30 protein-coding genes and 1 pseudogene are annotated in these 25471 nt (G+C 40.8%); 8 read left to right on the forward strand and 23 right to left on the reverse strand.

What is annotated here, in order from left to right; all coding sequences use genetic code 11:
* The first annotated feature begins 70 nt into the window (after positions 1 to 70).
* Genes BN2762_RS09875 through BN2762_RS09885 form a run of 3 tightly spaced genes read left to right on the forward strand, consistent with a single transcriptional unit; the run spans position 71 to position 2442 of the window.
* On the forward strand, positions 71 to 769 hold the full coding sequence (locus BN2762_RS09875; protein ID WP_055106841.1) for a response regulator: 699 nt from the start codon (positions 71 to 73) through the stop codon (positions 767 to 769).
* The gene (locus BN2762_RS09880) at positions 759 to 2090 is read left to right on the forward strand and encodes a HAMP domain-containing sensor histidine kinase (RefSeq protein WP_055106842.1); all 1332 of its coding nucleotides are present in this window, start codon (positions 759 to 761) and stop codon (positions 2088 to 2090) included. Before BN2762_RS09875 ends, BN2762_RS09880 begins: the two co-directional genes overlap by 11 nt.
* Before the next feature lie 22 nt (positions 2091 to 2112).
* The gene (locus tag BN2762_RS09885) at positions 2113 to 2442 is read left to right on the forward strand and encodes an RNA polymerase alpha subunit C-terminal domain-containing protein (protein WP_055106843.1); all 330 of its coding nucleotides are present in this window, start codon (positions 2113 to 2115) and stop codon (positions 2440 to 2442) included.
* Between the two features lie 189 nt (positions 2443 to 2631).
* Here the strand turns inward: BN2762_RS09885 and BN2762_RS28150 are convergent, their stop codons facing one another.
* The 3 genes from BN2762_RS28150 to BN2762_RS28060 form a co-directional block, all read right to left on the reverse strand.
* A complete protein-coding gene (locus tag BN2762_RS28150; protein WP_316246827.1) occupies positions 2632 to 3285 on the reverse strand; it encodes an ATP-binding domain-containing protein in 654 nt (217 codons plus the stop codon).
* 1 nt (position 3286) lies between these two features.
* Positions 3287 to 4228: a HelD family protein gene (locus tag BN2762_RS28155; RefSeq protein WP_316246784.1), complete on the reverse strand. Its 942-nt coding sequence runs from the start codon at positions 4226 to 4228 to the stop codon at positions 3287 to 3289.
* 277 nt (positions 4229 to 4505) lie between these two features.
* Positions 4506 to 4628 carry a hypothetical protein gene (locus BN2762_RS28060; RefSeq protein WP_262362803.1) on the reverse strand — a complete coding sequence of 41 codons (123 nt, stop codon included), beginning with the start codon at positions 4626 to 4628 and terminating at the stop codon, positions 4506 to 4508.
* 118 nt (positions 4629 to 4746) lie between these two features.
* Here BN2762_RS28060 and BN2762_RS27615 point away from each other — a divergent pair, with 118 nt between their 5' ends.
* Both BN2762_RS27615 and BN2762_RS26860 read left to right on the forward strand, forming a co-directional pair.
* Positions 4747 to 4887 (forward strand): hypothetical protein, encoded by a 141-nt coding sequence (locus tag BN2762_RS27615; RefSeq protein WP_222861055.1) that lies wholly within the window; start codon positions 4747 to 4749, stop codon positions 4885 to 4887.
* Between the two features lie 135 nt (positions 4888 to 5022).
* Positions 5023 to 5337, forward strand: a complete 315-nt coding sequence (locus tag BN2762_RS26860; protein ID WP_148499915.1) for a hypothetical protein — start codon at positions 5023 to 5025, stop codon at positions 5335 to 5337.
* A gap of 248 nt (positions 5338 to 5585) precedes the next feature.
* Here BN2762_RS26860 and BN2762_RS26865 read toward each other — a convergent pair whose 3' ends face one another.
* The 4 genes from BN2762_RS26865 to BN2762_RS09910 form a co-directional block, all read right to left on the reverse strand.
* Complete coding sequence (locus BN2762_RS26865; protein WP_154674768.1) at positions 5586 to 5747, reverse strand: hypothetical protein; 162 nt, start codon at positions 5745 to 5747, stop codon at positions 5586 to 5588.
* Positions 5728 to 5838, reverse strand: a complete 111-nt coding sequence (locus tag BN2762_RS27620; RefSeq protein ID WP_230202474.1) for a PRD domain-containing protein — start codon at positions 5836 to 5838, stop codon at positions 5728 to 5730. Before BN2762_RS27620 ends, BN2762_RS26865 begins: the two co-directional genes overlap by 20 nt.
* Positions 5839 to 5998: 160 nt before the next feature.
* Positions 5999 to 6331, reverse strand: coding sequence for an alpha/beta fold hydrolase (locus BN2762_RS09905; RefSeq protein WP_230202475.1), 333 nt, complete (start codon positions 6329 to 6331; stop codon positions 5999 to 6001).
* A gap of 239 nt (positions 6332 to 6570) precedes the next feature.
* Entirely contained in the window at positions 6571 to 7263 is a 693-nt protein-coding gene (locus tag BN2762_RS09910) for a hypothetical protein (protein ID WP_055106846.1), read from the reverse strand.
* 466 nt (positions 7264 to 7729) lie between these two features.
* Here BN2762_RS09910 and BN2762_RS09915 point away from each other — a divergent pair, with 466 nt between their 5' ends.
* A complete protein-coding gene (locus BN2762_RS09915; protein ID WP_055106847.1) occupies positions 7730 to 8530 on the forward strand; it encodes an alpha/beta fold hydrolase in 801 nt (266 codons plus the stop codon).
* Between the two features lie 29 nt (positions 8531 to 8559).
* Positions 8560 to 9048, forward strand: a complete 489-nt coding sequence (locus BN2762_RS09920; RefSeq protein ID WP_055106848.1) for a GbsR/MarR family transcriptional regulator — start codon at positions 8560 to 8562, stop codon at positions 9046 to 9048.
* On the opposite strand, the gene BN2762_RS09925 is transcribed toward BN2762_RS09920, so the two are convergent.
* The 12 genes and pseudogenes from BN2762_RS09925 to BN2762_RS09970 all read right to left on the reverse strand — a co-directional run bounded on the left by BN2762_RS09925 (position 9049) and on the right by BN2762_RS09970 (position 19941).
* Positions 9049 to 9345, reverse strand: a complete 297-nt coding sequence (locus BN2762_RS09925; protein WP_055106849.1) for a hypothetical protein — start codon at positions 9343 to 9345, stop codon at positions 9049 to 9051.
* A gap of 639 nt (positions 9346 to 9984) precedes the next feature.
* Complete coding sequence (locus BN2762_RS27625; RefSeq protein WP_222861056.1) at positions 9985 to 10167, reverse strand: hypothetical protein; 183 nt, start codon at positions 10165 to 10167, stop codon at positions 9985 to 9987.
* Positions 10164 to 10274: pseudogene (locus BN2762_RS28340) on the reverse strand (glyoxalase); the annotation flags it as partial. The pseudogene BN2762_RS28340 and the gene BN2762_RS27625, both read right to left, overlap by 4 nt.
* Positions 10275 to 10703: 429 nt before the next feature.
* Complete coding sequence (gene deoC, locus BN2762_RS09930; RefSeq protein ID WP_055106850.1) at positions 10704 to 11381, reverse strand: deoxyribose-phosphate aldolase; 678 nt, start codon at positions 11379 to 11381, stop codon at positions 10704 to 10706.
* 38 nt (positions 11382 to 11419) lie between these two features.
* On the reverse strand, positions 11420 to 12169 hold the full coding sequence (locus BN2762_RS09935; RefSeq protein WP_055106851.1) for a GntR family transcriptional regulator: 750 nt from the start codon (positions 12167 to 12169) through the stop codon (positions 11420 to 11422).
* A gap of 225 nt (positions 12170 to 12394) precedes the next feature.
* Positions 12395 to 13168 carry a nucleoside phosphorylase gene (locus tag BN2762_RS09940; RefSeq protein WP_055106852.1) on the reverse strand — a complete coding sequence of 258 codons (774 nt, stop codon included), beginning with the start codon at positions 13166 to 13168 and terminating at the stop codon, positions 12395 to 12397.
* Positions 13155 to 13817, reverse strand: coding sequence for a YczE/YyaS/YitT family protein (locus BN2762_RS09945; RefSeq protein WP_055106853.1), 663 nt, complete (start codon positions 13815 to 13817; stop codon positions 13155 to 13157). The genes BN2762_RS09940 and BN2762_RS09945 overlap by 14 nt, the downstream gene beginning before the upstream one ends.
* Before the next feature lie 185 nt (positions 13818 to 14002).
* Positions 14003 to 15193 carry a phosphopentomutase gene (deoB, locus tag BN2762_RS09950; RefSeq protein WP_055106854.1) on the reverse strand — a complete coding sequence of 397 codons (1191 nt, stop codon included), beginning with the start codon at positions 15191 to 15193 and terminating at the stop codon, positions 14003 to 14005.
* Between the two features lie 135 nt (positions 15194 to 15328).
* Positions 15329 to 16567, reverse strand: coding sequence for an MFS transporter (locus BN2762_RS09955; protein WP_055106855.1), 1239 nt, complete (start codon positions 16565 to 16567; stop codon positions 15329 to 15331).
* A gap of 1174 nt (positions 16568 to 17741) precedes the next feature.
* On the reverse strand, positions 17742 to 18887 hold the full coding sequence (locus BN2762_RS09960) for a copper amine oxidase N-terminal domain-containing protein (RefSeq protein ID WP_055106856.1): 1146 nt from the start codon (positions 18885 to 18887) through the stop codon (positions 17742 to 17744).
* A 15-nt stretch (positions 18888 to 18902) separates the two neighbouring features.
* Positions 18903 to 19157, reverse strand: coding sequence for a hypothetical protein (locus tag BN2762_RS09965; RefSeq protein ID WP_222861057.1), 255 nt, complete (start codon positions 19155 to 19157; stop codon positions 18903 to 18905).
* A 301-nt stretch (positions 19158 to 19458) separates the two neighbouring features.
* A complete protein-coding gene (locus tag BN2762_RS09970; RefSeq protein WP_055106858.1) occupies positions 19459 to 19941 on the reverse strand; it encodes a GNAT family N-acetyltransferase in 483 nt (160 codons plus the stop codon).
* A 382-nt stretch (positions 19942 to 20323) separates the two neighbouring features.
* Between BN2762_RS09970 and BN2762_RS26505 the strand changes: the two genes are divergently transcribed.
* Positions 20324 to 21681 (forward strand): IS3 family transposase gene (locus BN2762_RS26505; RefSeq protein ID WP_392391574.1). Its coding sequence is split into 2 segments (ribosomal slippage): positions 20324 to 20792 and positions 20792 to 21681, totalling 1359 coding nucleotides; the frame shifts between segments, so codons are not numbered across the junction.
* Between the two features lie 52 nt (positions 21682 to 21733).
* Here BN2762_RS26505 and comI read toward each other — a convergent pair.
* The 4 genes from comI to BN2762_RS26870 form a co-directional block, all read right to left on the reverse strand.
* A complete protein-coding gene (comI, locus tag BN2762_RS27635; RefSeq protein ID WP_019639195.1) occupies positions 21734 to 21829 on the reverse strand; it encodes a competence inhibitor ComI in 96 nt (31 codons plus the stop codon).
* A 232-nt stretch (positions 21830 to 22061) separates the two neighbouring features.
* Positions 22062 to 22913: an SDR family oxidoreductase gene (locus tag BN2762_RS09985; protein ID WP_055106861.1), complete on the reverse strand. Its 852-nt coding sequence runs from the start codon at positions 22911 to 22913 to the stop codon at positions 22062 to 22064.
* 21 nt (positions 22914 to 22934) lie between these two features.
* On the reverse strand, positions 22935 to 24092 hold the full coding sequence (locus tag BN2762_RS09990; RefSeq protein ID WP_055106862.1) for a hypothetical protein: 1158 nt from the start codon (positions 24090 to 24092) through the stop codon (positions 22935 to 22937).
* Positions 24064 to 25455 carry a F390 synthetase-related protein gene (locus BN2762_RS26870; protein WP_055109898.1) on the reverse strand — a complete coding sequence of 464 codons (1392 nt, stop codon included), beginning with the start codon at positions 25453 to 25455 and terminating at the stop codon, positions 24064 to 24066. Before BN2762_RS26870 ends, BN2762_RS09990 begins: the two co-directional genes overlap by 29 nt.
* Positions 25456 to 25471: the final 16 nt, after the last annotated feature.

The raw sequence follows: 25471 nt of genomic DNA on the forward strand, positions 1-25471 counted from the left end.
TTACAGGTTGTGGAGGCTGTGAATATCCTATAAAGTGGTAACAGGAGTGGATATACTTAGGAGTGAGTAAATGGCAATCAAAGTTCTGATCGTAGAGGATGAAATCAAAATCGCAACGCTCATGGAATCGTTTCTTCAAACCGAAGGATACGATTGTCTGACCGCGATGGACGGCAAAACCGCTTTGCAGCTCTTTGCAAAACATAAGCCGGATATCGTCATCTTGGACTGGATGCTTCCGCAAATGAGCGGCCTAGACACTTGTACGCAGCTCCGACAATTAGGATCTCCCGGCATCATCATGGTCACGGCCAAATCCGAGGAGACCGACAAAATCGTCGGCCTCGAAATGGGAGCGGACGACTACCTGACTAAGCCCTTCAGCCTGAGAGAGCTTTCCGCGCGAATCCGCTCGCTGCTCCGGCGAATGAATAGAAACGACAACGACAGGTCCGACAGCGTGCTGCGAAGAGGGGATCTGACGATTTATGAGGACAGTCTGCAAGTATTTAAAGGAAGTGAGGAACTGCATCTCACTCCGACCGAATTCAAGCTCCTGCACCTGCTAGCCTCGAGACCCGGGCGGGTGTACACCCGGATGCAGCTGCTGCAGCATGCCTTCGAAGAGGAGTTTATCATCGACGAACGAACGGTAGACTCCCATATCAGCAAGCTTCGAAAGAAGATTGAGAGCGACCGCCGGGGCTCTGATTATATTAAAACGGTCTACGGATTTGGCTACCGATTCGGAGCGGAACATGAAGATTAGAACCAAGCTGATTCTGTCGATGAGCGTTCTGATCGTGTTTGTCATGCTTTTTCTGCTGGGCGTCACGCATATTCAGTTTTATATTTCCCGCGATTTAGCCTATTTTGAGGAAAAGAACACGTTCGAGTCACTCAGGAGCGAGTTCGAACACTATTACAGTAACAACGGAAATTCTTGGGACAATATCGAAAGCGCAAGGCTTAAATATACCGGCTCTTTTAACGAAGTCGTACTATCTGCAGATGAGGAAGTCTTATATCAGCAAGGAAAACTAAGCGCGAATGAACTTCGCAATGAGGGCTTCGTGCTAGCGCTTGATGAGAGTGACCGGAAGATCGGCAGACTGTACGTGATGAACGAGACGCAGTACAAGATCTATGAATTTAAAACAATGTGGTACGAAATGCTGCCAAATATCGGCATAGCCTCGTTGATCTTCACTTGCATCGCGGCTCTGCTGACAATCCTCTTGTTGTCGTGGAGACTGACCAGCCCTATACGCAAAATCATCAAAGGAATTGAGTCCATCCAAAAGGATGGCGCTGCAGCCGTCTTTCCCGAACAAAGGAAAGATGAATTTGGAGCGATTTCCAAGGCTCTTCGAGAGATGAACGATTCGCTGGCCGGCGCGGAACAAATCCGAAAGCAATTGATGTCCGATGTCACTCATGAATTAAAAACCCCATTGATGATCATTCAAGGGGAATTGGAGCTGGCGCACGAGACAGGACAACCCCTTTCTGCCGCCAAGCAGGCTTCTCTACTCGATGAAGTACTGCGGCTGTCGCGATTAGTTCATGATGTACTGGATTTGTCCAAGCTCGAAAGCGGCAAGATGGAGCTGCAGCCGCGGACAGAGAACTTGGTTAAACTGCTGGAGGATGTAGTGGAGAAGACGGAGTATATGCTAGAGGATAAGCAAATACAGCTTTCCATGCACTTCAAGGAGGAGTCTATTCCCATTTCAATAGAAAAGCCGCGAATTTTTCAAGCATTGTATAACATCCTGACGAATGCCATCTACTATACGAATCCCGGCGGACAAGTCCGAATCCTTGTTGAAACGGCACACCTGCCCAACCAGCAGCAGCCCTATGCCCGAATCCGTGTCGAAGACAGCGGTATCGGCATATCCGAAGAGGAGCTCCCTCATATCTTCAACCGATTCTATAGGGCGGACCCTTCCAGAGCCCGTCCCAGCGGCGGAAGCGGCTTGGGGCTTGCGATTGCGCAGCAAAACATCCTTGCCCATCGGGGCTGGGTTGAGGTGGAAAGCGTGGTGGGTGAGGGCTCGGTGTTTACGATCTATTTACCAATATGAGAATTGAAGGAGGATTTCCACGATGGCACCTTCACAAAAAACACTAAGAACTTGCGTTAAAGGACACCAATACTACAAAAGCAGTGATTGTCCAACCTGTCCGGTTTGTGAGCAAGACATGAAACCAGACACTGAATTCCTTTCGCTTCTTTCGAATCCTGCCAGACGGGCATTAGAGCACCACGGGATCACCACTTTACAACAGCTATCGGCCTTTACCGAACGTGAGATATTGCAGCTGCACGGTATAGGGCCGCGTTCAATGCCAATACTTAGGGATGCTTTGCACTCCCAAGGCTTAACGTTCAAGCCCAGCGACAAAACACCAAAGAAAAAAGCGGTTGATCCATAAAGTCCGTGACGCTGTGAGAACAGCGTTTTTTTATTAATTTTAGTGCCACGCAAAGGTTGGGGTGGAGTTTCCTGCCCCCCGTTGAAACACTAGGATGCGGTTCAGCTTATCACAACCTAATAAAGAAAGCTGTCCCCTAGTTGGGAACAGCTTTTTGGCTTGACGGAGGGGATGCCGGGATTACCCGTCTCAAAGGATTACATTCGTAATAAACGAAGATTGCTCTCCATGGAAGGTCAACGTCAATGCATGCATGGCTCTCGTACACGCAATATACAGCAGGCTTCTGTCCATATCCGTCTTATAATTCAAACTGTCAACCAACGGCACGATCACATGGTCGAACTCCAAGCCCTTTGCCATATGGCATGAAGTTACCATAATTCCCTCATAGAATCGCTCGCTGCTGAAATTGAGCAGATGGATATCCCTGTGAAGACCCTTGATTTCTTCATAAAGCTGCTCAGCTTGAGCCATCGTCTTGCAAACGATGCCTAACGAGCGATGATCAGAATTCAGAAATTCCATGATTGCCTGCTTCACATCCGTCAATTCGCCAGCCCAACTTTCGGATTTTTTGATCTGGGGGAGCAGGCCATGGCGTTCAATGGGAACGATCCTGCTGTTCGGGTTGATTTGTCTAGCAAAGTTGATGATTTCAATGGTGGATCGGTAGCTCTTTAATAGTTCAACTGTATCCGCTTCGGGAAAAACCTTTTGGATTTCGGTGATCGATGAAGATGAATAAGGATTGACGGACTGGCTGCTGTCTCCTAGAATCGTCTTCTTACAGGTGAATAGACGTGATATTACAGCATATTGAACGGGGGTATAGTCCTGCATTTCATCCACTAATAAATGTTTTACAGCATCGAAGCTGTTCACTCCTTCTACTAGAATCTGCAAATATACAAGTGGAAAAACATCGGAAAACTCCAGCATCCTTTTGTAATATGGTTTCTTCCCCCAGCTCCGGCAGGACGTTGGATATATAGTCGGAAAAGACTTTGTTTGGTGAAATGATCAAAATGTTGTCAGACGTTAGCGTTCCCTTAAACCTGTACAGTAAAAAGGCGACGCGGTGCAACGCGACCGAGGTTTTTCCCGATCCGGCGACACCTTGAATAATCAGCTCGCGGGAATGCTCATTCCGGATAATGACGTTTTGCTCCTTCTGAATGGTGGCGACAATATTCCGCATTTTTTCGTCTGACGTTTGGCTCAGTTCTTTTTGCAGCACCTCGTCATTGATATTCATGGAGCTTTCAATCATGTATTCCATTGCCTGGCCTTTAATCTTGAACTGCCGTTTTAAACCGATCTCCCCTGCGATTACTCCTGCAGGAGCCGAATAATCGGCTCTCCCGACATTATAATCGTAAAACATGCTGGCGACAGGGGAACGCCAATCATAAATCAGATTCTCCTGGCTGTCTTCTTCATTGAATGCGTGTACCCCGATATAGTAAGCATCTCCCTTCGCGTGTCCGTCGGGAATGAAATCCACTCTTCCGAAGTAAGGGGCGTCCACTAATTTTCTGAGTTTTCTCTGCTTGTCGACAGCCTTTTCCCCATGATCGATAGCGAGCGAAATGTCGACCCGGTTGGCCGCTCTTTCTGCCGGATCAAGTCCAGCCATGTGATCCCACACATACCTTTTTGCTTCAATGACTTCATGACGGGTTGTGCTAATTTGGTTTTCCAAGCGTTCGATCGCTTTGTACAGCCTGGACACCATAGTGCTGAGATATGTCCTTTCTTCCGCTTCCGTTTGATTCACGGTCATCCTTATCCCTCTCTTCCCTTGATTTACTCCAAAGTATAGAGAAATTGGAAGAAAAATATAGACTTATATTTATCTTTGTAGTATTATATTTTTATCATGGCTCCAAAAATAGGGTTACGAATACACTCGATATTGCGTAAAAAACCAAGCTCCTGAGCATCAGGGCTTGGTTCTTTTGTTATTATCTTTGTCCTCTATTCAACATCATTTACTCCCTTGCAGTTAAATGCTTTGGCAATATGCAATCCCGCTCAGAAGAATGGCAAACACGCATAGCTTAAGCCCGCGCCAACCAGAATGGCGACAGGGTGAATAACCCGCTTACCAATACGATAACAAGCCAAACCAAGGAGATCAGGACGGTCATCAGAATGCTGCCGAATTGATAAGATATTCGCAATTTAAATTAAGCCCCCTTTGGAGGGGGCCTTTCCTCAAAGGATGTTCCATACGGCAAGTTACTTTCGAGCATCCAGAACAAACATCGATGCGTCTTGCCCCATGAATATTTTACCTCCATGATAAAAAGTCGGTTGATCGCATCATGCAATATCATAGTGACCCTGAAGTTCGCCGAGGCCTCCCATTTCCCGCTGGAATTGGTTAAGCTATCGGGAATAGGACCGGCCAAAACCGCGGTTGCCCGCAAAATATTCTAAGTTTTCCCGAACCGTAAGGCGCCAATATAAATTTATAGTTTCGCTATCAATAGCCATCCAAGGTCCCCCCCTCCTCTTGCTAAGTTAGGCGACATTACTGGTGTAGACTATGTTTGGAATGATCAACTTGGAAGAGTGGAAATTAACACCGGAAAGGGACAGTTTTATTCGGATTACAATGGTGATATACCTAATTATTCAAGTGTAAATGGTATCTCGTCCGGAAAAAGAATAGAGCTATCCGATGGAAAAACGGTGATGTATGCATATGATGTTACGAATGCGACTGATGAATCTATCCAAAAGTATGTTAAGGAATTGGAAAAGCAGGGGTATATCTATGAAAGTGATACATCCGATAATGAGATTTCCTATTATTCCAAAGGAGATATCTTTGTAGGACTTACTGTGATGGGATATGATTTCAATGTCGTTATCTCTAAGGATTAATATATGTATGGATGAAGTGCCCACTACCATTCGAGTTATATAAAGGTAATTGGATAAATGCATCCTGTTCAATAGCTGAGCCGTTTCAAAATCCTGATCAGATAGTCGACTTTCCAATATATTCGACCAGCTATAATTAAGGTGCAATTGAACAAGGGACACTTACAGCAGCAAACCGCTGCATGAAGTGTCCCTCTATCCCTCAAGAGTAAAATGATGGATCATTCAATCTAGCCTTTCAGCAGGTTTCATAGCTGACTATAACGGATCAATTCGATCCCCTGCTGCCCGATATATTGCTGCAAATCTTTATTCATAAACAGTGCCAGATCCTGCTCTCGTTCATCACATAGCGAAGAAATACTCCGCAGTTCTTCATTGGTCAACTTCTTAGAATAATTCGTTCTCAAAATAATTGATAATCTTCTTAGCACAAGCATATGATTCTGGATATTTGTCCCTGACATGCTCAAATAATGAATCACTCTTGTCTGGAATCAACTCATCATGCAGAACCCGATACGCAAAACACCTCAGATAAGGTTAAAAATCGGCTGTTATTAATCGAGCTTTCGTCAATTTTAATTTCAAAATGATATTTCACAATATTGGATAAATCGTTGACAATTTTCGTCATCGTATACGTCTGCTTCATGCTCATTCAGCGCAAGCTTGTTGATCTGAACCCCAGCAGCTGCCGCTTGCGGAGCAAGGACATGCCCCATACATAGGCCGAACCTCCAGCCTCTTCAATCATCGCCTCCAGCTCCTCAATCTCGCGCTGGGTGGGGTACGGTTGATTGTCCCCACTTTTACCACGTCCGCGCCGATCATAGTTATAAACCGTGAATTGCTCGGACAATACCTCCGCTAATTGAACCAGTGCCGGGAACTTCCGATAACTGAACGCTCCCGATACGAGTATTACGGCTGGCCCCTGGCCTGTTTTGTCATACGCAATCATCGTCCCATCTTTTGATCTAACAGCTTTCATATGAATCACTCCTTTTTTATGTAATGATTTAAGAAATGCTGAGGATGTTTTTCTTCGCAATTTCGCGTCTCTACACATACAACGATCAAGCAACGGCAGAATCGACATCGTTGCAAAAAATTTATGGGAATAAAAAAACACCTTTCGGTGTTTGTTAGTGGCGGAGCTTGAGGCGATTCCTACACTTTAATTAGACTCTTAAGAATTCCTTGCACCATTGTAGTCTCGCTAATATCACTCTAAAATTCATCTGTCATACGATCCAACTTCTTTACCCATTCACTATCGTTCCAAATATCGGGGTCATCAATTGTTAGATTTCCTCCACGCACCATGAAATCATAACTATCTTTTGCCCCCGTGTACCAATCAACAATGACTAACCTCCCGTTTACATTACGTACGAGAAACTCAGTACCTTCACCATAACCACCTACAGTCATATTAATTTGTACCGGTAAGTGTAAATAGAGATAACCTCCATCCACATCATCCCTGTACTCCACTTCCCAAGCACCAATATCAATATTCTGCACCGGATTATCAGTAAGACTGTGTTTTGCATGCACATCATATTGGGATTGAATTTTTTGTTGCGTATACTGTTTAAGGTGATCGTTTTCTATAAATGTATCCAATTCGATATCCGAGCCGTTCCAGACCGCTTTATAATAGTCAGACAGCGCCTTCACACACATTTCATAAGCCGTTTCAAAATCCTGATCAGATAGTCCACTTTCATTTTTAGCCGCATATTCGGGTAATAGCTTCTGTTCAGTGCTGCGCGATACTTCCATATTTAAAGCACGATCTGCGCTGCTATCTCCTGAGACTACAGGGGGCTCTTTTGAGTTATTCCCATTGGTTTGATCTTGACTGCATCCAAACAAAACAAGTCCAATTGCGATAAACAACATCATAAACCTTGTCATAACATGACCTTCCCTCATAGAAGTTAATAATTAAAGAGGCTACATCAGCTATTCTTCGAATAGCTTAGGAAGTGGAGTTTCCCATTGCTATATCCTGAAAAGATGAACAATGAGCTAGCATTTGTGCAATCTCCATTTTACCCCATCCCTCCACTTTCCTTACAACACAGGCGCACAACTATTCTCTTACAACCATGTACCTTCTTTACCCAAGATTATAATCCATTTGTAAAAAAAGAGAAAACGATAAAAAGAGCCTAGACTACAACTTAGTAGTTAGACTCTCTTTCAAGACTTCCCCCTCATCCAGGCGCGACGACGTCGCGACACAGCTTTAGATAGCTCCTATCTTAATCTAGGTCGTGTGTTGAACCTGTGATGCGAAGAGCTCTAGTTTTGTTTTTTTCAACGATTTTAATGTATACTAAAATTAGTGAAACTACTCTATTGAGATGGAGGTGATCGCATGGATAGACGAATCAAAAAGGTACTGAACAAGGACGATTGTGATATCCACTACTGGATCTTAAAGCAAGGGAATCGCCCATGGCTCATTTTTTTACACGGTGCGGGTGCCGACCATGAAATGTTCACCGAACAATTAGATGCCGTGAGTCAGCGCTTTAATATTTTACTCTGGGATGCAAGAGGTCACGGCCTGTCACGGCCCATGGGAAGACATTTTAGTATTACATTGATCGTCGATGATTTAGTAGAGATCATGAATAAAGAAGGCATCGGGAAGGCCACGCTTATCGGCCAATCGATGGGCGGGAACACGGCGCAAGAATTCGTTTTTCATTATCCGGACAGGGTAGATAAGCTCGTGCTGATTGACTGCACTTGTAACACGATGAAATTGTCAGTATTCGAAGCCTTTATTTTGAAAATAACCCCTATGTTCATCCGCTTGTATCCTTGGAAATACTTATTAAGTGAAAGTGTGAAAGCAAGTGCTATAAGGCCAAATGTACAAGATTATTTAAAAAGAACCTTTCAACGAATCGGAAAGGAGGATTTTGTTCAAATATTTCTGGCAACCGCCTCTTGCCTTCACTATGAGAAAGGTTATCGAATCAATAAACCTATCCTGCTCGTTTATGGAGAGAAGGACGGAACCGGAAATATTAAGAAAATTGCTTCGTCGTGGGCTTCAAACGAACCTTATTGCACACTCATTGAAATCCCGCAGGCGAGTCACTGTTCCAATCAAGATAACCCTTCCGTATTTAACCATGCACTTACTCAGTTTTTGATCAATCCGTAATTAGATGCTAGAGAGGAGTTATTCCAATCATGAACACACCACGAGATTTCGAATTGGATGAAGCTAAAATGTTGTTTATAGAGAAACTGGGCGTGTACTACGAAGATTATGGAATCCCGCGAATCGGCGGTCGAATCTTAGGGTTGATGCTTGTATCGGGTCAACCTCTGACAGCCGAGCAGATTTCCAACCTTCTGAAGGTTAGCAGAGGCAGTGTCTCGACCAATGTAAGGCTGCTGACATCGGGTGGGTTGCTAGAGCGGGTATCGGTAGTTGGAGAGCGAATCGATCACTACTCCGTTAGTGAGTCAATCTGGGAGCGCTCCCTTCAGATGAGGATCGACGGTTTCAAAAGCCTGAAGAGAATCGTTGAACAAGGCATACTAGCGACTAAGAGCAATTCTTCACCATCAACGAATCACCATTTACCGGAGATGCTCCTATGGGTGGATACCATGACAGCCAGTCATGAGCAAGCTTTATTGAATTGGAAAGAAAAAAAGGATTCTCACAGCTGATTATTGTGAGTGTTTTCGGGCAGATAAATTTGCAATTAAATTAATAAGAACTCCATAGAAGATTAGAACAAGACTGTAATGCAGCTTCCCGCTAAAGTCCTGAACGCTACCGATTTCCGATAAAAACACCAAACCATAACCAACGGCTATCGCGATGGAGAGAGATTGAATTAAACTTCCCATATCCTTAAGCACCGTACTTTTTTTAATATCCCTTTTGAAAATGAACGTCAAAATAAGCACGATAGCAACGAGAGCCAGAATAGTCAGTCCAGAACTAAAATTAATAAATAACATAAAATCACTCCATTCTAGAAATTTTTAATTTGTTTCCTCCGGGAGTTCACTTGATGTTAGCCGACGCATCAGCAAATTGTTTCTCTTATTGCAAGTCCCGCACTATTACTTGCCTACTTGGAACACAGCAAGCAGTCCTTTTATTCATCTTCTTATAAATGCTCTTCTTTCAGCATAAGAGATGCATTTCAAACATACTTTTATTGGTTTTCTCTTGTCATTATAATAATTCCGATACTCAGTTCCTTTTTTATGACATACAGCGCATTTCCCACCAAATAACCAACTTAGCATCAAATGTTTCCCCCTCACAGAATTAAGCAAAAGGTATTAACTGTTTTTTATGTGGATTTTTTCTGTTTTCTTTTTGAGCAAGATTTTCATATCACCCTTTTTCACAAACTCCGCCAACTTTCTCGCATGCACATTTACAAACTTCGTCTCCTACCATTTTCGTAGCAATCACGTACCCTGTAACCACCCTCTCCTCATTTTGTATACCCCTCACCAACACCATCCGTTATTACCCAAGATTATATCCCATTTGTAAATTAGAGGAAACGATAAAAAAGAGACTTCACCGTAGTGTCGTCCCCGATCAAATTTCTTACTGGATACAAACCAGCTCAGATTTACTAATTAACCACATTTCACTCGAAAAAGAGCCTGCCCAGTTACAGCGGCTGAGTTGGCCTTGATATCTTCTTCTATTTTAAATCTTGCCTTTAACTTCTGATCTGATATATCTTCAATTACTTTATCCCAAAAACGGCTCCCACTCCCCTTGTATTTAATCAATACTGTTTGCTGTCTTGCACCCAAGGCTCGTCTACAGGACCATATTCAATTAGAAATCCTGCACTCTTCATACGTTCAAAACATATATCTACATCGTCAACTTCAATAGATAAATCAGCCGTAGGCGATTCCCCAAAATTCAATCGTAGTATATTATCTTTATTCACAAACACTTTTATAGACAAGTTCCTCTCGTTTTACTTTTACAAATATATACAATAAATTATACTCAAAAAGAAACCTTTATCCACTTAAACTGTATATACAAAAATAAAGGAGAGGGTTATTAAATGAAAAAATTGATATAAGCATTAATGATACATAACAACAACTCCCTTAAGGCAATGCCATTAGGATAGTCCATACCATAATATTTGATAGTTGAAATCCGGTGACATTCCGATTGTCTTTGCTATTCGAATGGAATCGGTATTCTCCGGAGTACAATCCCAATAAAATGAATGAAACGGTGGTCATCTGCACCATTCCACAAAAAGTCGAAAAGAGATCGGATCATAAAGCGATCCGATCTCTTCGATTGTTCAAATACGTGGCTTCCGTTAATAAGCTGAGTTGGATTGTTGGCCGTTTACAATGGCAATACCGGAACTCGTCCCGACCCGTGTAGCCCCCGCTTTTACCATAGCGTTAACATCCTCAAGACTTCGTACTCCACCTGAAGCTTTAACACCAATATTCGGTCCTACTGTTTTACGCATTAAAGAGATATCATCTGTTGTTGCCCCTCCAGTTGAAAAACCGGTAGATGTCTTTACAAAATTTGCCCCTGCTTTTACAGCAAGCTCACAAGCACGTACCTTTTCTTCGTTTGTTAATAGGCATGTTTCGATGATGACTTTGATTAGCCCTCTTCCTTGCGCTGCCTCAACTACGGCTTTTATATCTTTCAAAACAAGTTCATCATTTTTATCTTTTAGAGCACCTATATTAATGACCATATCAATTTCTGTTGCCCCTTTTTCAATCGCATCTTTCGTCTCGAATGCTTTTGTTTCAGGAGTTGATGCCCCTAATGGGAAACCGATAACCGTGCATACTTTCACATCTGGTGTATCCTTTAATATTTCGTATGCTGATTCAATCTGTCCAGGATTTACACATACAGAAGCAAAATGATATTGCTTAGCTTCCCTCGCTAATTGCATAATTGCTTCACGGCTTGCATCTGGTTTTAAAAGTGTATGGTCAATCAAGCGAGCAATTTGTTCGTTATTCATATTCGTTCCCAACCTTTTTTAGTTTACTAAATGGAACACTATAATTTCCTACGATTGATATGAAAGTTAAACATCTCCGGCAGACAATACGACTTAGAATAAATTACGGGAATACCAAATTCAGAATACATCGTTTCAATAAAACAGATGAGTGCTTTTCCAACTTCAACGCCTATCTGTTCCGCAATGGATTCACGAGCTTCAACAATTCGTAGTTCCATATGAGCGTGAATAACATTAACGTCAATGTATTGGAATATAAAATTTTTCAACTGTTCTTTGTCTTCCAAAGACACGTTATAGTCATTTAATTTCTCATAAGGTATAAATAGCACCGTATTACAGGAAATCTGACCATCCGAAATAAAATTCAACTTAAATACTACTACAAGCTTAGATTGTTCTAACTGCAAATTTTCTTGTATCTTTTTAGTAGCAGGTTGATAATTAATTTCTTCTAATACAACATGACAATCCGATTTACTAAATCCTAAAGGGATGATTGAAACTTTTTCTAAGCCAGCATCTAAGCGTCTAAAATTAGCTGTAACAAAATTCCCCTTGCCTTGCCAGTTAAAAATAATACCGTCCTCTTGCAACAATAAAAGTGCCTGACGTAAAGTTCCTCTGCTGATATTGAACATTTCCGCCAACAAATTTTCACTAGGCAACTTTTCCCCTGCTTTAAATTCACCTATCTTAATTTTGTTGAATATTTCATCATAAATTGAAACATATAAAGGTACTTTATTGTTTTCTGTTTTTGAACCGTTTTCTTCACTTGCCATGGCAATCCCTCTCTCGGAATAATATATACACTAGTATAACAAATATTATTATCTACATAATACCTGGGATTCCCATGGTTAGAGTTTAGATAGGTTCACTGTTTTGATTTTCTCATGAAAAATCCCCTCCAGTTGATAACGTTATAACCCATCTTATTCGATGTCTTATTTACGTCTACCAAGAGGAGGGAATAGCAGCTTTTTTAAGAATTCTACTTTTAAATATTACTTGCTGCTTTGATCAGCTTTAATTACTTGGCGCATTGCTTCGATTGCCACTTCAATCGGTCTGCTTTCGAAATCAGCTGGGTACGTTTTCTTATCAGAACTATAAGCTTTGTAATTGTTTGCTGACACGAGGACTGCTCCCGCACGGCAATTCAAAGTCGAAGCGATTACAAACATCGGTGCACACTCCATGCAAGTATTTGTTGCTCCGCTTTTTTCGTATGCATCCCATTTATTTCTTAATTCATAACCTACAGGTTTCGTCTCTGGTTCGATTTGTGTATAGAAAGAATCTTTTGTAATGCTGACCCCAACATTATAATCATAATTTAATTTGATTGCTGCTTTCTCTAATTCTTTTAGTAGAAAAAAGTCCGGAACAGCAGGATATTCCAAAGGTACATAGTGGTTGCTTGTACCTTCCATTTTTACAGCTCCATTCGGAATGACAACATCCCCCATTTTTACCTTTAAAGAAGTGGAAGCGCAAGTGCCAACACGAATAAAAGTATGTGCACCAAGTTTAACCAACTCTTCCATGCATATTGCTGTAGAAGGTCCTCCCATTCCTGTTGAAGTAACGGACACTTTTACACCATCAAGATACCCCGTATATGTTGTATGTTCTCTATGCTGAGCTATCTTTTCATAACTATCAAAATGTTTAGCAATTTTGATCGTTCTTTCTGGAGAACCAGGTAAAAACACATATTCTCCAACATCTCCTTCACCACAAGCGATATGTAACATTTTTTTCTTAGTCTCTGACATGTTGAACTCCTCCATTTGTAAGTAATTTATTTTTATAATTGTTAATAAAGCTGAGTGTTTTTGTCATAATGACGCCGGTTAAGAAGGTCCCAATGACAGTGCCTATTCCAATGCTGCCACCAAAAATGATTCCTAAAATAACAAGGATAATATCCAATATAATTCTTGCTTTTTTTAGGTTTACATTAAATCGGTCTCGTATAATAATCATGAATGCATCTACTGCGCCCTCTCCAAATCCTGCAGAAACATACATTGCCAGACCAATTGCAAATGATAATACTGCAATCAATAAAATCACAATTTCAAATAACAATATCGGTTGATTAAAATTTATGACTTTCATAAACATATTAACAAAAACACCTGTCAAGATTGCATTAGCAATTGTTCCGAATCCTATTCGTTTTTTGTCAATAAAAAATACACCAATTACTACGGAAAGCATTATTACCTGTAATGCTCTTCCAACACTCAAGCTAAATGTTTTGGAGAATCCATCGGTCAAAGTCGTCAACGGATTCGCTCCTAAACCCGCCTTTAGATACATGGCAATACCAAAACTCATAACCATTAAACCAAAAAATAACAGAAACAAGTTAAAAACTTTGGGTATTATCCTCATTTTTTGGGGGTATGACTTTTCCATGCTTTTTCTCTCTTCTTTTATTATTAGAACCAACTACAACATGTTAGACTTCATCGTATAATTGTACAATATACTAATCAAAGTATAGTACAAGTAATAAAGGTTGTCAAACAAGTTATGTATCTAAGCATTAATTATTATTTTGTCATTTATATTGTGTTTCTTTTATAGCAAAAAAGGTGAGATTAATTTCTCACCTTTAGATCCTGCAAAAAACTTCCTCCATATTCTGGGGGAGGAACCGAGAAGTTATCAGCAATAGTTGCTCCTATATCCGCAAATGTTTTTCTCAGAGGCAATTCAGCCCCTTTTCCTTTAAAGATTGGTGAATAGACAAGTAAGGGTACATATTCTCGTGTATGATCCGTACCGATATAAGTAGGATCATTACCATGATCAGCTGTTATAATTAATAAATCCTCATCTGTCAATTTCTCAAATACTTCAGGCAAACGTGCATCAAAGGCTTGTAGCGCCTTTCCATATCCAATCGGATCTCTTCTATGTCCAAAATCAGCATCAAAATCGACTAAATTCAAAAAACTGAGACCTTCAAAATCCTGCAATAGCACTTCATTTAACTTATCCATGCCATCCATATTATTTTTCGTACGAATTGTCTTGGTGACCCCTTCACCATCAAATATGTCAGAAATTTTCCCAATAGCAATTACTTCTTTTTTGTGGCTTTTTAATGTGTCCATGACTGTTTTCTGAAATGGCTTAAGTGCATAATCATGTCGATTTGAGGTGCGCGTAAAGCTGCCAGGACTACCAATGTACGGACGTGCTATAATACGCCCTAACATATACGGCTCTTCCAGCGTTATTTTACGAGCATATTCGCAAATATCATATAATTCTTCTAACGGAATGATTTTTTCGTGAACTGCAATTTGCAAAACAGAATCTGCAGATGTATATACAATTAATGCCCCTGTTTCTAATTGTTCAGCACCAAATTCATCAATAATTGCGGTCCCGCTTGCAGCTTTATTACCAATGATCTTTCTACCAGAGTAAGATGAGATTTTTTCTATCAGTTCCTGCGGAAATCCATTTTCAAACACGCGAAATGATTTGCCTATATAAAGCCCCATCATTTCCCAATGACCTGTCATTGTGTCTTTTCCAGCCGAGCGTTCTTGCATCTTAGTATAAAATGCTTGTGGTTGATCGACTTTAGGTACGCCTTGTATAGGTTCAATATGAGAAAGACCTAATTGGGACATATTAGGCAATACCAAACCATTCATTTGTTCTGCAATATGTCCCAACGTGTGAACCCCTATATCACCAAATTGTTCAGCATCGGGAGCCTCCCCAATACCAACTGAATCCATTACTATGAGGTGAATTCTTTTAAATCTGTTCATTTTGTCACTCCATTTCACAAAAAAAACGGTGAGAGTAACATACCCCCTCCGCTTTCTTTGAACTAGGATTTAATATCTGGTTCATTGAAGATCTTGCTGCTGCTTAATACGGATTGATTCAGATCTTAATGCAGATTAGTGCATATCGAGGCCAATCATGTTATCCTGTGCTGCTTTCTTCTTTTTTCCATTAAACATGGTAATGAATAGAATAAGTATGATTACAGCAACAATTGCAGGATACATCCAGAAAATTGTCCATTGAGGAATTGACTCAACTCCCTTAGTAGTAACAATGTTGTTGTACATTTGTCCAGATATAAAGGAGCCAATAAACATACCAAATCCCCATGTAAACGTCTTCAATAAGCTTTGTGCCTGAGCTTTTATTTTGGCATCAGCCTTCTGACTCGTATAAATTTCACCTGTAACAAAGAAGAAGTCCTGACAAGTTCCGTACAGCGCAATTGCTAATATCATGAACACCATCTGAGGAGCACCGAATCCAAGTAAAATGCAACGTAAGATGAAACCGCCTATTCCAAAAATCAACATATTTTTCACACCAAAGCGCATAAAAAATAGTGGCATTATCAGCATAAAAATAACTTCCGACATTTGACCGATCGTCATTATACTTGCCACATTAGTAAATCCTACATCGCTAAAAAATACGGATGCAAAAGACGTATATGTTGCATTGACGATAAATAAAGCCATTGTACAAATCATAAATATTAGATAGTTTCGATCTTTTAAAAGTGCAAATGCATCAAGGAAAAGTAAATCACGAATCGAAAACGGTTTTCCTTTTGCAGGCGGTGGAGTATGTGGCAATGTAAAACTATAAATACCTAATATGAATGACATGATAGATGCAATTTTAAACGTAATGTCACTGCCTGAGAAACCTAATTGTCCAATTAAGATTCCCACGGTGATATACCCTATTGTTCCAAACACACGAATAACTGGGAAGTGCTTTTCAGCGTTTTTTACACTATTAAAAACAATATTATTAGAAATAGCTCCAGTAGGTTGATAGAGCAGTTTATGTAAAAATATTAATACTAAAATCATGGTGGCATTGCCTGATTGAATTTGGGATGGAACTGAGAATAATACGATTCCACTAATAATGTGGAGAACCCCCATTATCTTCTCTGATGGAAAGAACCTATCTGCAAGCATTCCAACAAAGATAGGCGATATAATGGTCGCTATTCCACCTACTGAGAATGCAGTCCCAATAATAGACGATAGCCCGTGTTTACTAAGAACTAATCCCAATGTAACCATCCAAGCACCTGTAATAAAATACTGTAAAAACATCATTATAGAGAGTCGCGGAAGCATGAATGAATTGGTTTTCATCGCTTTCTCCTTTCAAAGGACGGAATTTAAATGAATATTTCAAGTAATATTTAATAAAACACCAAAACGTTTGATAGCGATTACAACATAGCCAAAGATTACACTTTGAAATATTAATACTTATAGAACATACACCTTAAGCCTTAGATAGATCTATGCTGCATTGTCATCTCCCTCGCCATTTTATTTAATCTTCACCTGACACATTGTACAACATATTTAAGTTGTGCAATGATTGATTTTCATTGTAATATATGTCCTATATGTTGTCAAATAAGTTTCGAAGCTATCCTTCGTATCGTCCTGGAAAAAGTGAAGTTCTGCCATAGTAAAATTTCTATACCAAAAATTGAATACGCATTGTCGAGTACAGACGGAAAGCAGAATCTGCTGTGAAGCCTTATTTTTGAAGCTTACAACGCTTGATTGATCATGGTTCAGTACCATGCCTAAATGGCTTACGAGCAATTACGGAAGGTTATGGACTTTAAACCGAGGGAGGCGTTTCTACATAACCGAATGGGTTCATGGGAGAAAATCGGAGATTCTAGAGGATTTCGAAAAATTAGGCCGGACCCTTGCTTCTTTGCATACAACATCCCGATTTCATCCATCTGTTGCTGCAAGGGTACGAAGATCTCCATCCGTTAGACCGAACGGAACGCAAATGGATTACTTCATTATATCGGTCGCCAATAAATGTGCAAATCTGGCAGATATACGAATCGGGCCATTGGTTAGCGTCAAAAATTCAGCCGTCACTTATGGTAAGGTTCTCCGCGCTGTCTGTAACAGCAAGCTTTTAGGCCATCCCTTGTGGGGATGGCCCTTCTAGTACATCTAAGGAACATCAAACACCTGAACTCAATAACCCACCGATTTCTTAAAGCAAGAATATTTTCCTGAAGAAACCTATAAAGCCCCCTAATCACCTTGGACACTTTCAGGCTAAACAATATACAATAAAATTAGCTGGAGTTCGTGAGCTTGTAAAAAAAGCATCCAGGCAGATATAAATTAAATTAGGCAGGGCCCGAATGGACCCTGCCTACTTACTTATGCATTAATACCTGCTAGCATTAAGAATTTACTACGAGGTGTTGCTCAATTTGGTCATGAGTTATACTGGACAAACCATTTCTGCTGGAATTGGAATGTCAACTAGCCAATTCCTTTATGGATTCACAAGCTCATGGTGATGCCCCTTCAGCTCAATTCTATAATTCCCAAACGTTGCTTTTCTTTCATCAGAGCTTAAATCGCCAGAACGTTGAAAGCCAAATGTAGTAATGCCGTTATCATCAATTGGCCAATCATAGATCTTGCCCAATGTGTCAAAGCCATAATAAAATCCTGGTTTGCCTAAATAATCAGAAACCCATTGTCCATTGTCAAACGTTGCCGATTTTAAATTGCTTGTTTCATGCGCATCGAGTATACCACGTTCATATCTCGTCAAATAATAGACGTCGTTTTGATATGTTTTTACCGCCTTTATCGGTGCTTCTTCAATCGCTACCCTTGTAATCGCTTCTCCATCCACACGGTATAAAATAAATTCCTGCGTTGTGTCGTAGGCATAATTCAAATAAAAATGGCCCATATCTGTTTTAAACCATATGTCCCCTAGCCGAACCGTATTTGTATCCTCAGTCCATTCCTGATAAACAAAAGGCTCGAAATAAAGGGAATTGTTGCTGAAAAATAATTGGCCGTCTTCTTTAATTACTGTCATAAAACGGTCACTATAGACAATGGATTTTCCTTGGTATAGCAATTCACAAGCACGGATAAGATTAAGGCTTTCAATCGCTGTGGCGTTCACGTCCCTAATTATAATCAAACTATAGGGTTGAATCTCTGCATTTTTTAAATAGACTACTTTTTTATTAAAAGTCTCGCCAATATACCTTAAAGGAATATAAGTTGAATGGTTATAAACGTTTGCGGCTACATCCATTTCACTGGATTTTCCATTTACAGAAAGATCCTTCTTTCCTATGTTCAAGATCATGGTTTTATCAGCGTATTTAATGGTAATCGACTGATTTTTAGCATTAAAATCTACCTTTGCGCCAAGCCCTTCCGAAATAAAACGAAGCGGTACTAACGTTCTGCCATCTTTAACAATCGGTTTTACGGCTGATACCCTCTGCCCATTAATAAACGCCATGGAGCTTTCAGGAGATAGAATTACGCTATTTTTCAAGTCATTTTCTGTTATGTCTTTATAATAATCACGAATGCTTTCCGCGTGAGCTGTATACTCAAATGCAAAGAACAATATAAAAGTGAGTAATGCGAGGAGTCTTATTTTCATGGCTACACCTCTTTTCTAGAATACAATCTTCCATTCATCATCAATTTTTCTAACATAAAATTTATGGTCTATCTCCTCACCATCCTTATTTACATATACCGCTACGTAATAAGCCTCTTTGTCTATTTTTGAGTAACCCATAATTTTATATTTGATCAATGGATCATTGATTACAGTCTCTTTAAATGTCTCAAAATCTAATCTACTGTCTTTATTTTGGATATACAATAAATGATAGGCTTCCTGAGCATCTTTCTTCTGAACAGACAATAGATAGTGATTAACTATTTTTATGGGCTGTGGTGTCCAATCAACAAAGCACACTACACCTAAGACAATTATGAGACCTAAAATATAAAATTCTTTTTTCTTAGAAGTTTCATTTTGAATAAATTATCCTTTTTATTTTTATTTATTATGGTTCAGCGAAGATGAATCACAAAGTCTTGATTTGAAGTATGGTATACTTACTTGAAAAAACTCTTTATTAGCATCTTCATCTGGTACTGTACGAATTGGTGCAACTTCATCTACTATCTTTTTGTTGCCTTCCTCGTGATAATTAAGTACTTCAAATCAACTTTTTAATCATATGGATTGTTATAAATCTCTCTGATCCTAAGTTAATAATCTTTATATCGAATGGTTTGAAACCATATTTTGAATAAAAAGCTAGTCCTCTTGAATTCGTATTATGACAGGCTAATTTTAACGTCTCCATTTTCAATTTATTTTTGGCTTTTTCGAGCATGACATTTATTAAATATTCAGATGCTCCTTTACCTCTATATTCTGGTGAAACTATTACATTTCCCAGCCAGAAACTATCTTCTTCAGACTCATCCGCATAAATGTTAGCATATGCAACTACCTTATCCTTTTCTTTATCTATGATGACAGTCGGTTCAAATCGATCCTTAGCCAAATTCATAATTTGGTCTGGTGTTAGTGGAAAAACAAACCTTGGACTAATATAAAATAATTCTTCTTCTGACTGAGGAAATAAACAAATTAATTCCAAATCTCTTATTTCAAGACTTCTATGAAGATACATAACAACAACCCCCTTAAGGCAATGCCATTTGATAGACCATCATGTATCTACAAACCCGAGAGGCTAAAGCCGCTTCGCGCCGGGTTAGGCGGCTTAGCATCGCAGGGTTGTGAGCTGATTCTACTTCTCTACCACCTCTTCTTGGGAACCGAGGGTGCAGCCCGCAGCACTTTTTTGATTTCACGTTTTGATACATTTTTTTCTTTGTGTTATTATATATGTAATAAAGACCAAGTGCTGCGAACACTTGGTCAGTACAATTGGCTTGGATGGTTTATTCCCTTCTAAGTCGTATAGGAACAAAACCCACCTTCGGCCTCAACCTTTGAACTGCACCCCTAATGTTAGACACCATCTAACATATTGGGGGTGCAGTTTTTGTATGGCTAAATTTAATGCCGATGAAAAATTAAAAGCGGTCTTACGTTATTGTGAAAGTTCAGAAAGCTTGAAATCCATTGCGAGATCACTGGGGGTCGATCACTCTGTCATTTTAAATTGGACTAGGCAATATGAGCATCACGGTGAAAAGGCTTTTAGAAAGGGCTATACATCATACACAGCACAGGATAAACTAGACGTACTTCAGTATATGAACGAATCTGGGACGTCTGTTAGGGAAACGGCTGCAATTTTTAATATTGCGAGTCATAGTACCATTTTAAGCTGGCAAAGAAGCTTAGAATCACATGGCATAGACGCCCTACAGCCACAGAAAAAGGGGCGCTTATCCATGAAAAGGGGCTCTAGGGATCAGAAGAGTCAAACACCAGCAGAAGGATCCATCGAGGCTTTACAAGCAGAGCTAGAACGTTTGCGTATGGAAAATGCATATTTAAAAAAGTTGAATGCCTTAGTTCAGAACAAGGGAAAATCACCAAACAAGACAAAGCGAAAGTAGTCTATGAACTAAGGAACGAATTCTCGGTGAAGGCACTTCTAGAGCTAGCAGCGATTCCTCGCAGTACCTATTATTATGTGATTAAAACGTTCGACAAACCAGACAAGGATGCTGAGTTGAAAGGCATCATTCAAGTCATCTACAAAGAGCATCAAGGGCGATATGGTTATCGTCGTATTCGAGATGAGCTAGTAAATCGTGGACACCGTGTGAATCATAAGAAAGTGCAACGTCTAATGAATATATTGGGATTAAAGAGTCTTGTGCGGATGAAAAAATACCGTTCGTATAAAGGTATGGTTGGTAAGATAGCACCTAATATTTTAGAGCGTGACTTTTATGCGAAGAAGCCCAATGAGAAGTGGGTTACGGATATAACGGAGATTAAATGTTGTGGAGAAAAAGTATACTTTTCTCCGATACTCGATCTGTTTAACGGCGAAATTATTACGTATACGATTGATTCAAGGCCTGTATACACTCTAGTTTCCAACATGTTGGATCAAGCATTTGAACGGTTAGCAGATGAAGACAGCCCTCTCATTCATTCTGATCAAGGCTGGCACTATCAAATGAAGCCCTATCGCCATGCTCTTAAACGGCGTGGTATCCAGCAAAGTATGTCGCGCAAAGGGAATTGCTACGATAACGCCGTCATAGAAAGTTTCTTTGGCACAATGAAATCTGAATTCCTATATTTAAAGGAGTTCGATAGTATTGAGCATTTTAAACAAGAGCTCTTCACTTATATTGAGTACTACAATCACAAGCGTATCAAGGCAAAACTAAAGGGAATGAGCCCGGTCCAGTACCGAACTCATTCCCAGAGTTTCGCTTAATAAATAAATAACTGTCTAACTTTTCGGGGTCACTTCACCTTTGGGTGGGTTTTTACTTTCTCTTGTTGTTATTATTGATGTATGTTAAAAGAGCAAGAATGAACGTTCCAAACAGGAACATGATCGTTAATGCATCCTTTACTTCCATGGCTTCACCTCCTCCAAAGCTTCCGAAGGAAACTTACTTCGAAAGCATCTGCTCGAAGGGAAACCATGCCCACCCAAGATTCAATTGTAGTTATATTTTACCTTTATTTACATCTACGTACAAGCGTTCTCAATTTGTTGTTATGAGTTATCTACAGCATTTATAAAATAGAGGAAACAACAAAAAGAGACTCCACCCAAGTGTCGTCTCCAATCTAGATATTCTTCATTTCTTATTTCCGGAGCTGGCGCAATACAATTTGTTCGAACCATTTCCAAGGGAGAAGCGCCTTCCCCCATATTGCAGTCCACGCTCCTTTTCCTAACACGTAACGCAATTTGGGATAGCGAGCTTGGGCGATTCGCACCACCGTCCTAGCCACATCCTGCGGATCGCTGGCGTTGTTAGCTGTGTTTTGGCTGTATGCCAGAATGGCGGCAAGAGGCTCCTGATAGGGTGAATCTTTCTTGGCCCTCATCGAAATATAATCGAAGCCTTTGGACCAAATCGCGGTTTTGTATGCGCCAGGCTCAACTAAAGACACATAAACGCCGTATGGCAGCATTTCCAAACGAAGCGATTCACTGAATCCTTCCACAGCAAACTTTGAAGCCGCATAAGGCCCGTACCCGGGAAAGCCAAGTCTGCCGCTGATGCTGCTGATGTTAATAATTTTCCCGTATTTTCTCGATCGCATATGCGGCAACACTTCTTGGGTTAAAGCAACAAGACCGAAAAAATTGGTGTCCATGGCCTGCATCCAATCCTCTAGTGGAATCTCCTCCACAAAGCCGCCAAGTGAGATGCCGGCGTTATTCACAAGCACATCAATGCGCCCATAACGCTCCATCACTTCATCCACGGTCTTGCGAATTGCTTGCTGGTCGCTCACATCAAGGGAACAGCACTCGATATGCTGGCGTAGACCTTTTTGTTCCGCAGCTTGCATCAACGCATCCTGCTTTGTGATATCACGCATCGTGGCTATGACATGATAGCCGCTTCCGGCTAATGCCAGCGTAATCAGTAACCCAAAACCGCTGGATGTCCCCGTCACCAAAGCAATCGGTCTGTTTTGCATCATGTCCTGCAGCCTCCTTCATAGTTAAAGCTTATATTTTCGGATCAAAGGAATGCCAATTTTGTTAATGACGGTTTGTAAGAATGACCAGCACAGCCGCCTTGGAAACGGTAAGTGTCTATCGTAAACAGCCGAGTACTCCACCTCAGCCGCAGCACCCCGTTTCCTTTTGAAATGAGCAGCACCAGAGCTTCGGTTTAATAAATGACCGTTGTCCAGCGCAATGTAGAATAAAAGTGCAGACAGCATCCGGTACAAACCGATTTCTCTTGGCAAAGAAAGATCGTAACCGAGCAAGGGGGTCGTCATGACTCCGTTGCGGCAAAAATAACCTATCACAGCATCAATGCGCCCATTTTTCCGAAGCGCCTGAAGATGAAGAATCTTATTCTTAATCGCGAGAGCGATAAAATCTTCGTTAAATTGCGGATTGTACATCGAATATTTTTGCAAATACAAAGCATTGTACAGCTCTAATATTCGCGAAATATCTTGATCTGACAATTGATCATGATCTAACATCTCATAGTCATGGCGAGCGATTAATGCATAGTCTTTTTTTAACAGCTTGCGTGGCTTGGAACTTACCGAGGCCGACTGGCTAGGATGAACGAGATAGATTTGGCGGGAAGCTACCCATTTATAATTTAATCGGCGAAACTCCTGAATGAGATCCCCATGGTTAGCTTCATTTAGGGAACGATAGATGATCGCATAGTCAGGGAACTGCTCTGTTAAAAAAGAGTGAAGCGCCCTTAGTTGATCAGGTGTTAATTCGGGATATAAATTCGTTGAGACGAACCAGTTGTTTACATGAACCGCCTTATTGATCTGGCTCGCTTTAAAAAGCTGCCCTAATCCGCTGAGCAGGGCTGACAAACCTTTACGCAGTAGTGCACTTTGGAGCAATACAAGCTCTTGCTTGGCATAGCTTACATAATGCGTATAAGGAGAGCATACATAGGAATTGTCATATTGCGTTTCAGTGATTGAAATAGGAAGCACGATACCATCAAGTGATACCGCCAAATACCTGGCTTGAACATTGTTGATATAATGCGAGGGCTGGCGCTTCACGAACGGCACAAGAAACTGTTTAGCGTACTGCCCATCTTTGGTGTCCGGCCATGGAAGATCGTCTATGGTATCTGCATCATAAAAACGGATCTGTATCCTCTCCAAGCTGAAATCTCCTTTCCACTCGGCGCAGTTTTTTTATGTCGGCTAGCTCTCCCTGCTTATCGTATTTAGCGTACCCTCCCTGATCATATAAGCTAAATTCAATGGCTGGCGGCTTGCAATTCATTTTAAGAAATAAATTATTCATGACATGAGTTATTTCATGTTCAACTTGCGCAGACCTAGAGCCAGCCTCATCAGCCTCATCTACCCTCAGGCAAATTTCAACGCGGTCAGGCGTATGTTGAATCGCTAAATATTCAAGCACTTTCTCGGAAGCATGAATAATCGCCCTGCTAATAAAATCAGGGAATATCGGTCTTAGCCGGTTGTCATGCAAGCTGTAACCATAAAATATATCATCACAGCGCCCTTCTATGGACTCTAATGCTAGAAACGGAGAACCACACGGACATGGCTCGGCACGTTCGGTGAGAACATCATTCAGACGGTATCGCACGATCGGTTGAGTTCTTCTCGAAAAGTCAGTAATGATCGGAACAAATCGGCCAAGCTTCTGATCTAAATATTCTTTTTCAATAATAACAATATCTTCGTTCAAGTGAAGGGTGCCATGTGAGCAAGTACAAGCCAGAAAACCTTCCGTGCATTGATAGACTTGATGAACCCTTTGTTCGAACTGCGTCTCTATGGCCTTCCGATCCAACGGATCCAGCACTTCAGCAACAGAGATGATTTTATGGGGATTGATTTGCAAAATCCCTTGTTGTCTAGCTTGAGCCAAAATCCGGAGCATCGATGGCGGAGCGACTATTAATCCTGGACGCTGCTCGTTCAATCGATCAATATGCTCCTTTAACGGACTTAACAAATCATAATAATGAAATTGAAGCCGATGGCTGCCCACACTGCCATATAAATTGCTATTCGCCCGCAGGAAAAAAGCGATACTCTCCTTTTGCAGCAATGAATGAGGCAGCATTTTAGCGAGGACAGTTCCCGCCCATGCCCTTCTTTCTTGCGGACTGACGAGGAAAACACCTCGATTTCCAGATGTCCCTGATGAAAGTCCGACCGTAATCGAACCGATGGTAGGGGCAAAATCCCGGCTGTTCTCCGCTTGATACGCCACGGCAAAAGCTTCTTCTTTCGTGATTCCAACCGTATTTAATAGGTCAAAATGCTCCATCATCAGCTCTTTATCCATGATCGGAAATTGCCGCCACTGAGCATCCGCATAATCCTTCCAAAGCTCGCGATAAAAAGCAGAATGCTTGCGGACAAAACGAACATGGCTTCGCACTCTCTCCTCCTGCCATTGTTCCATCTCTTGACGATTTGCTGGCCTTTGACGAAGCTTTGTCCGCAAATAGTGGTATACCATAGCTCCTTTGTCGATCAACATGACTTCCTCCCCGATT

The sequence above is a fragment of the Paenibacillus ihumii genome, from assembly GCF_001403875.1.
GTDB classification, from domain to species: domain Bacteria; phylum Bacillota; class Bacilli; order Paenibacillales; family Paenibacillaceae; genus Fontibacillus; species Fontibacillus ihumii.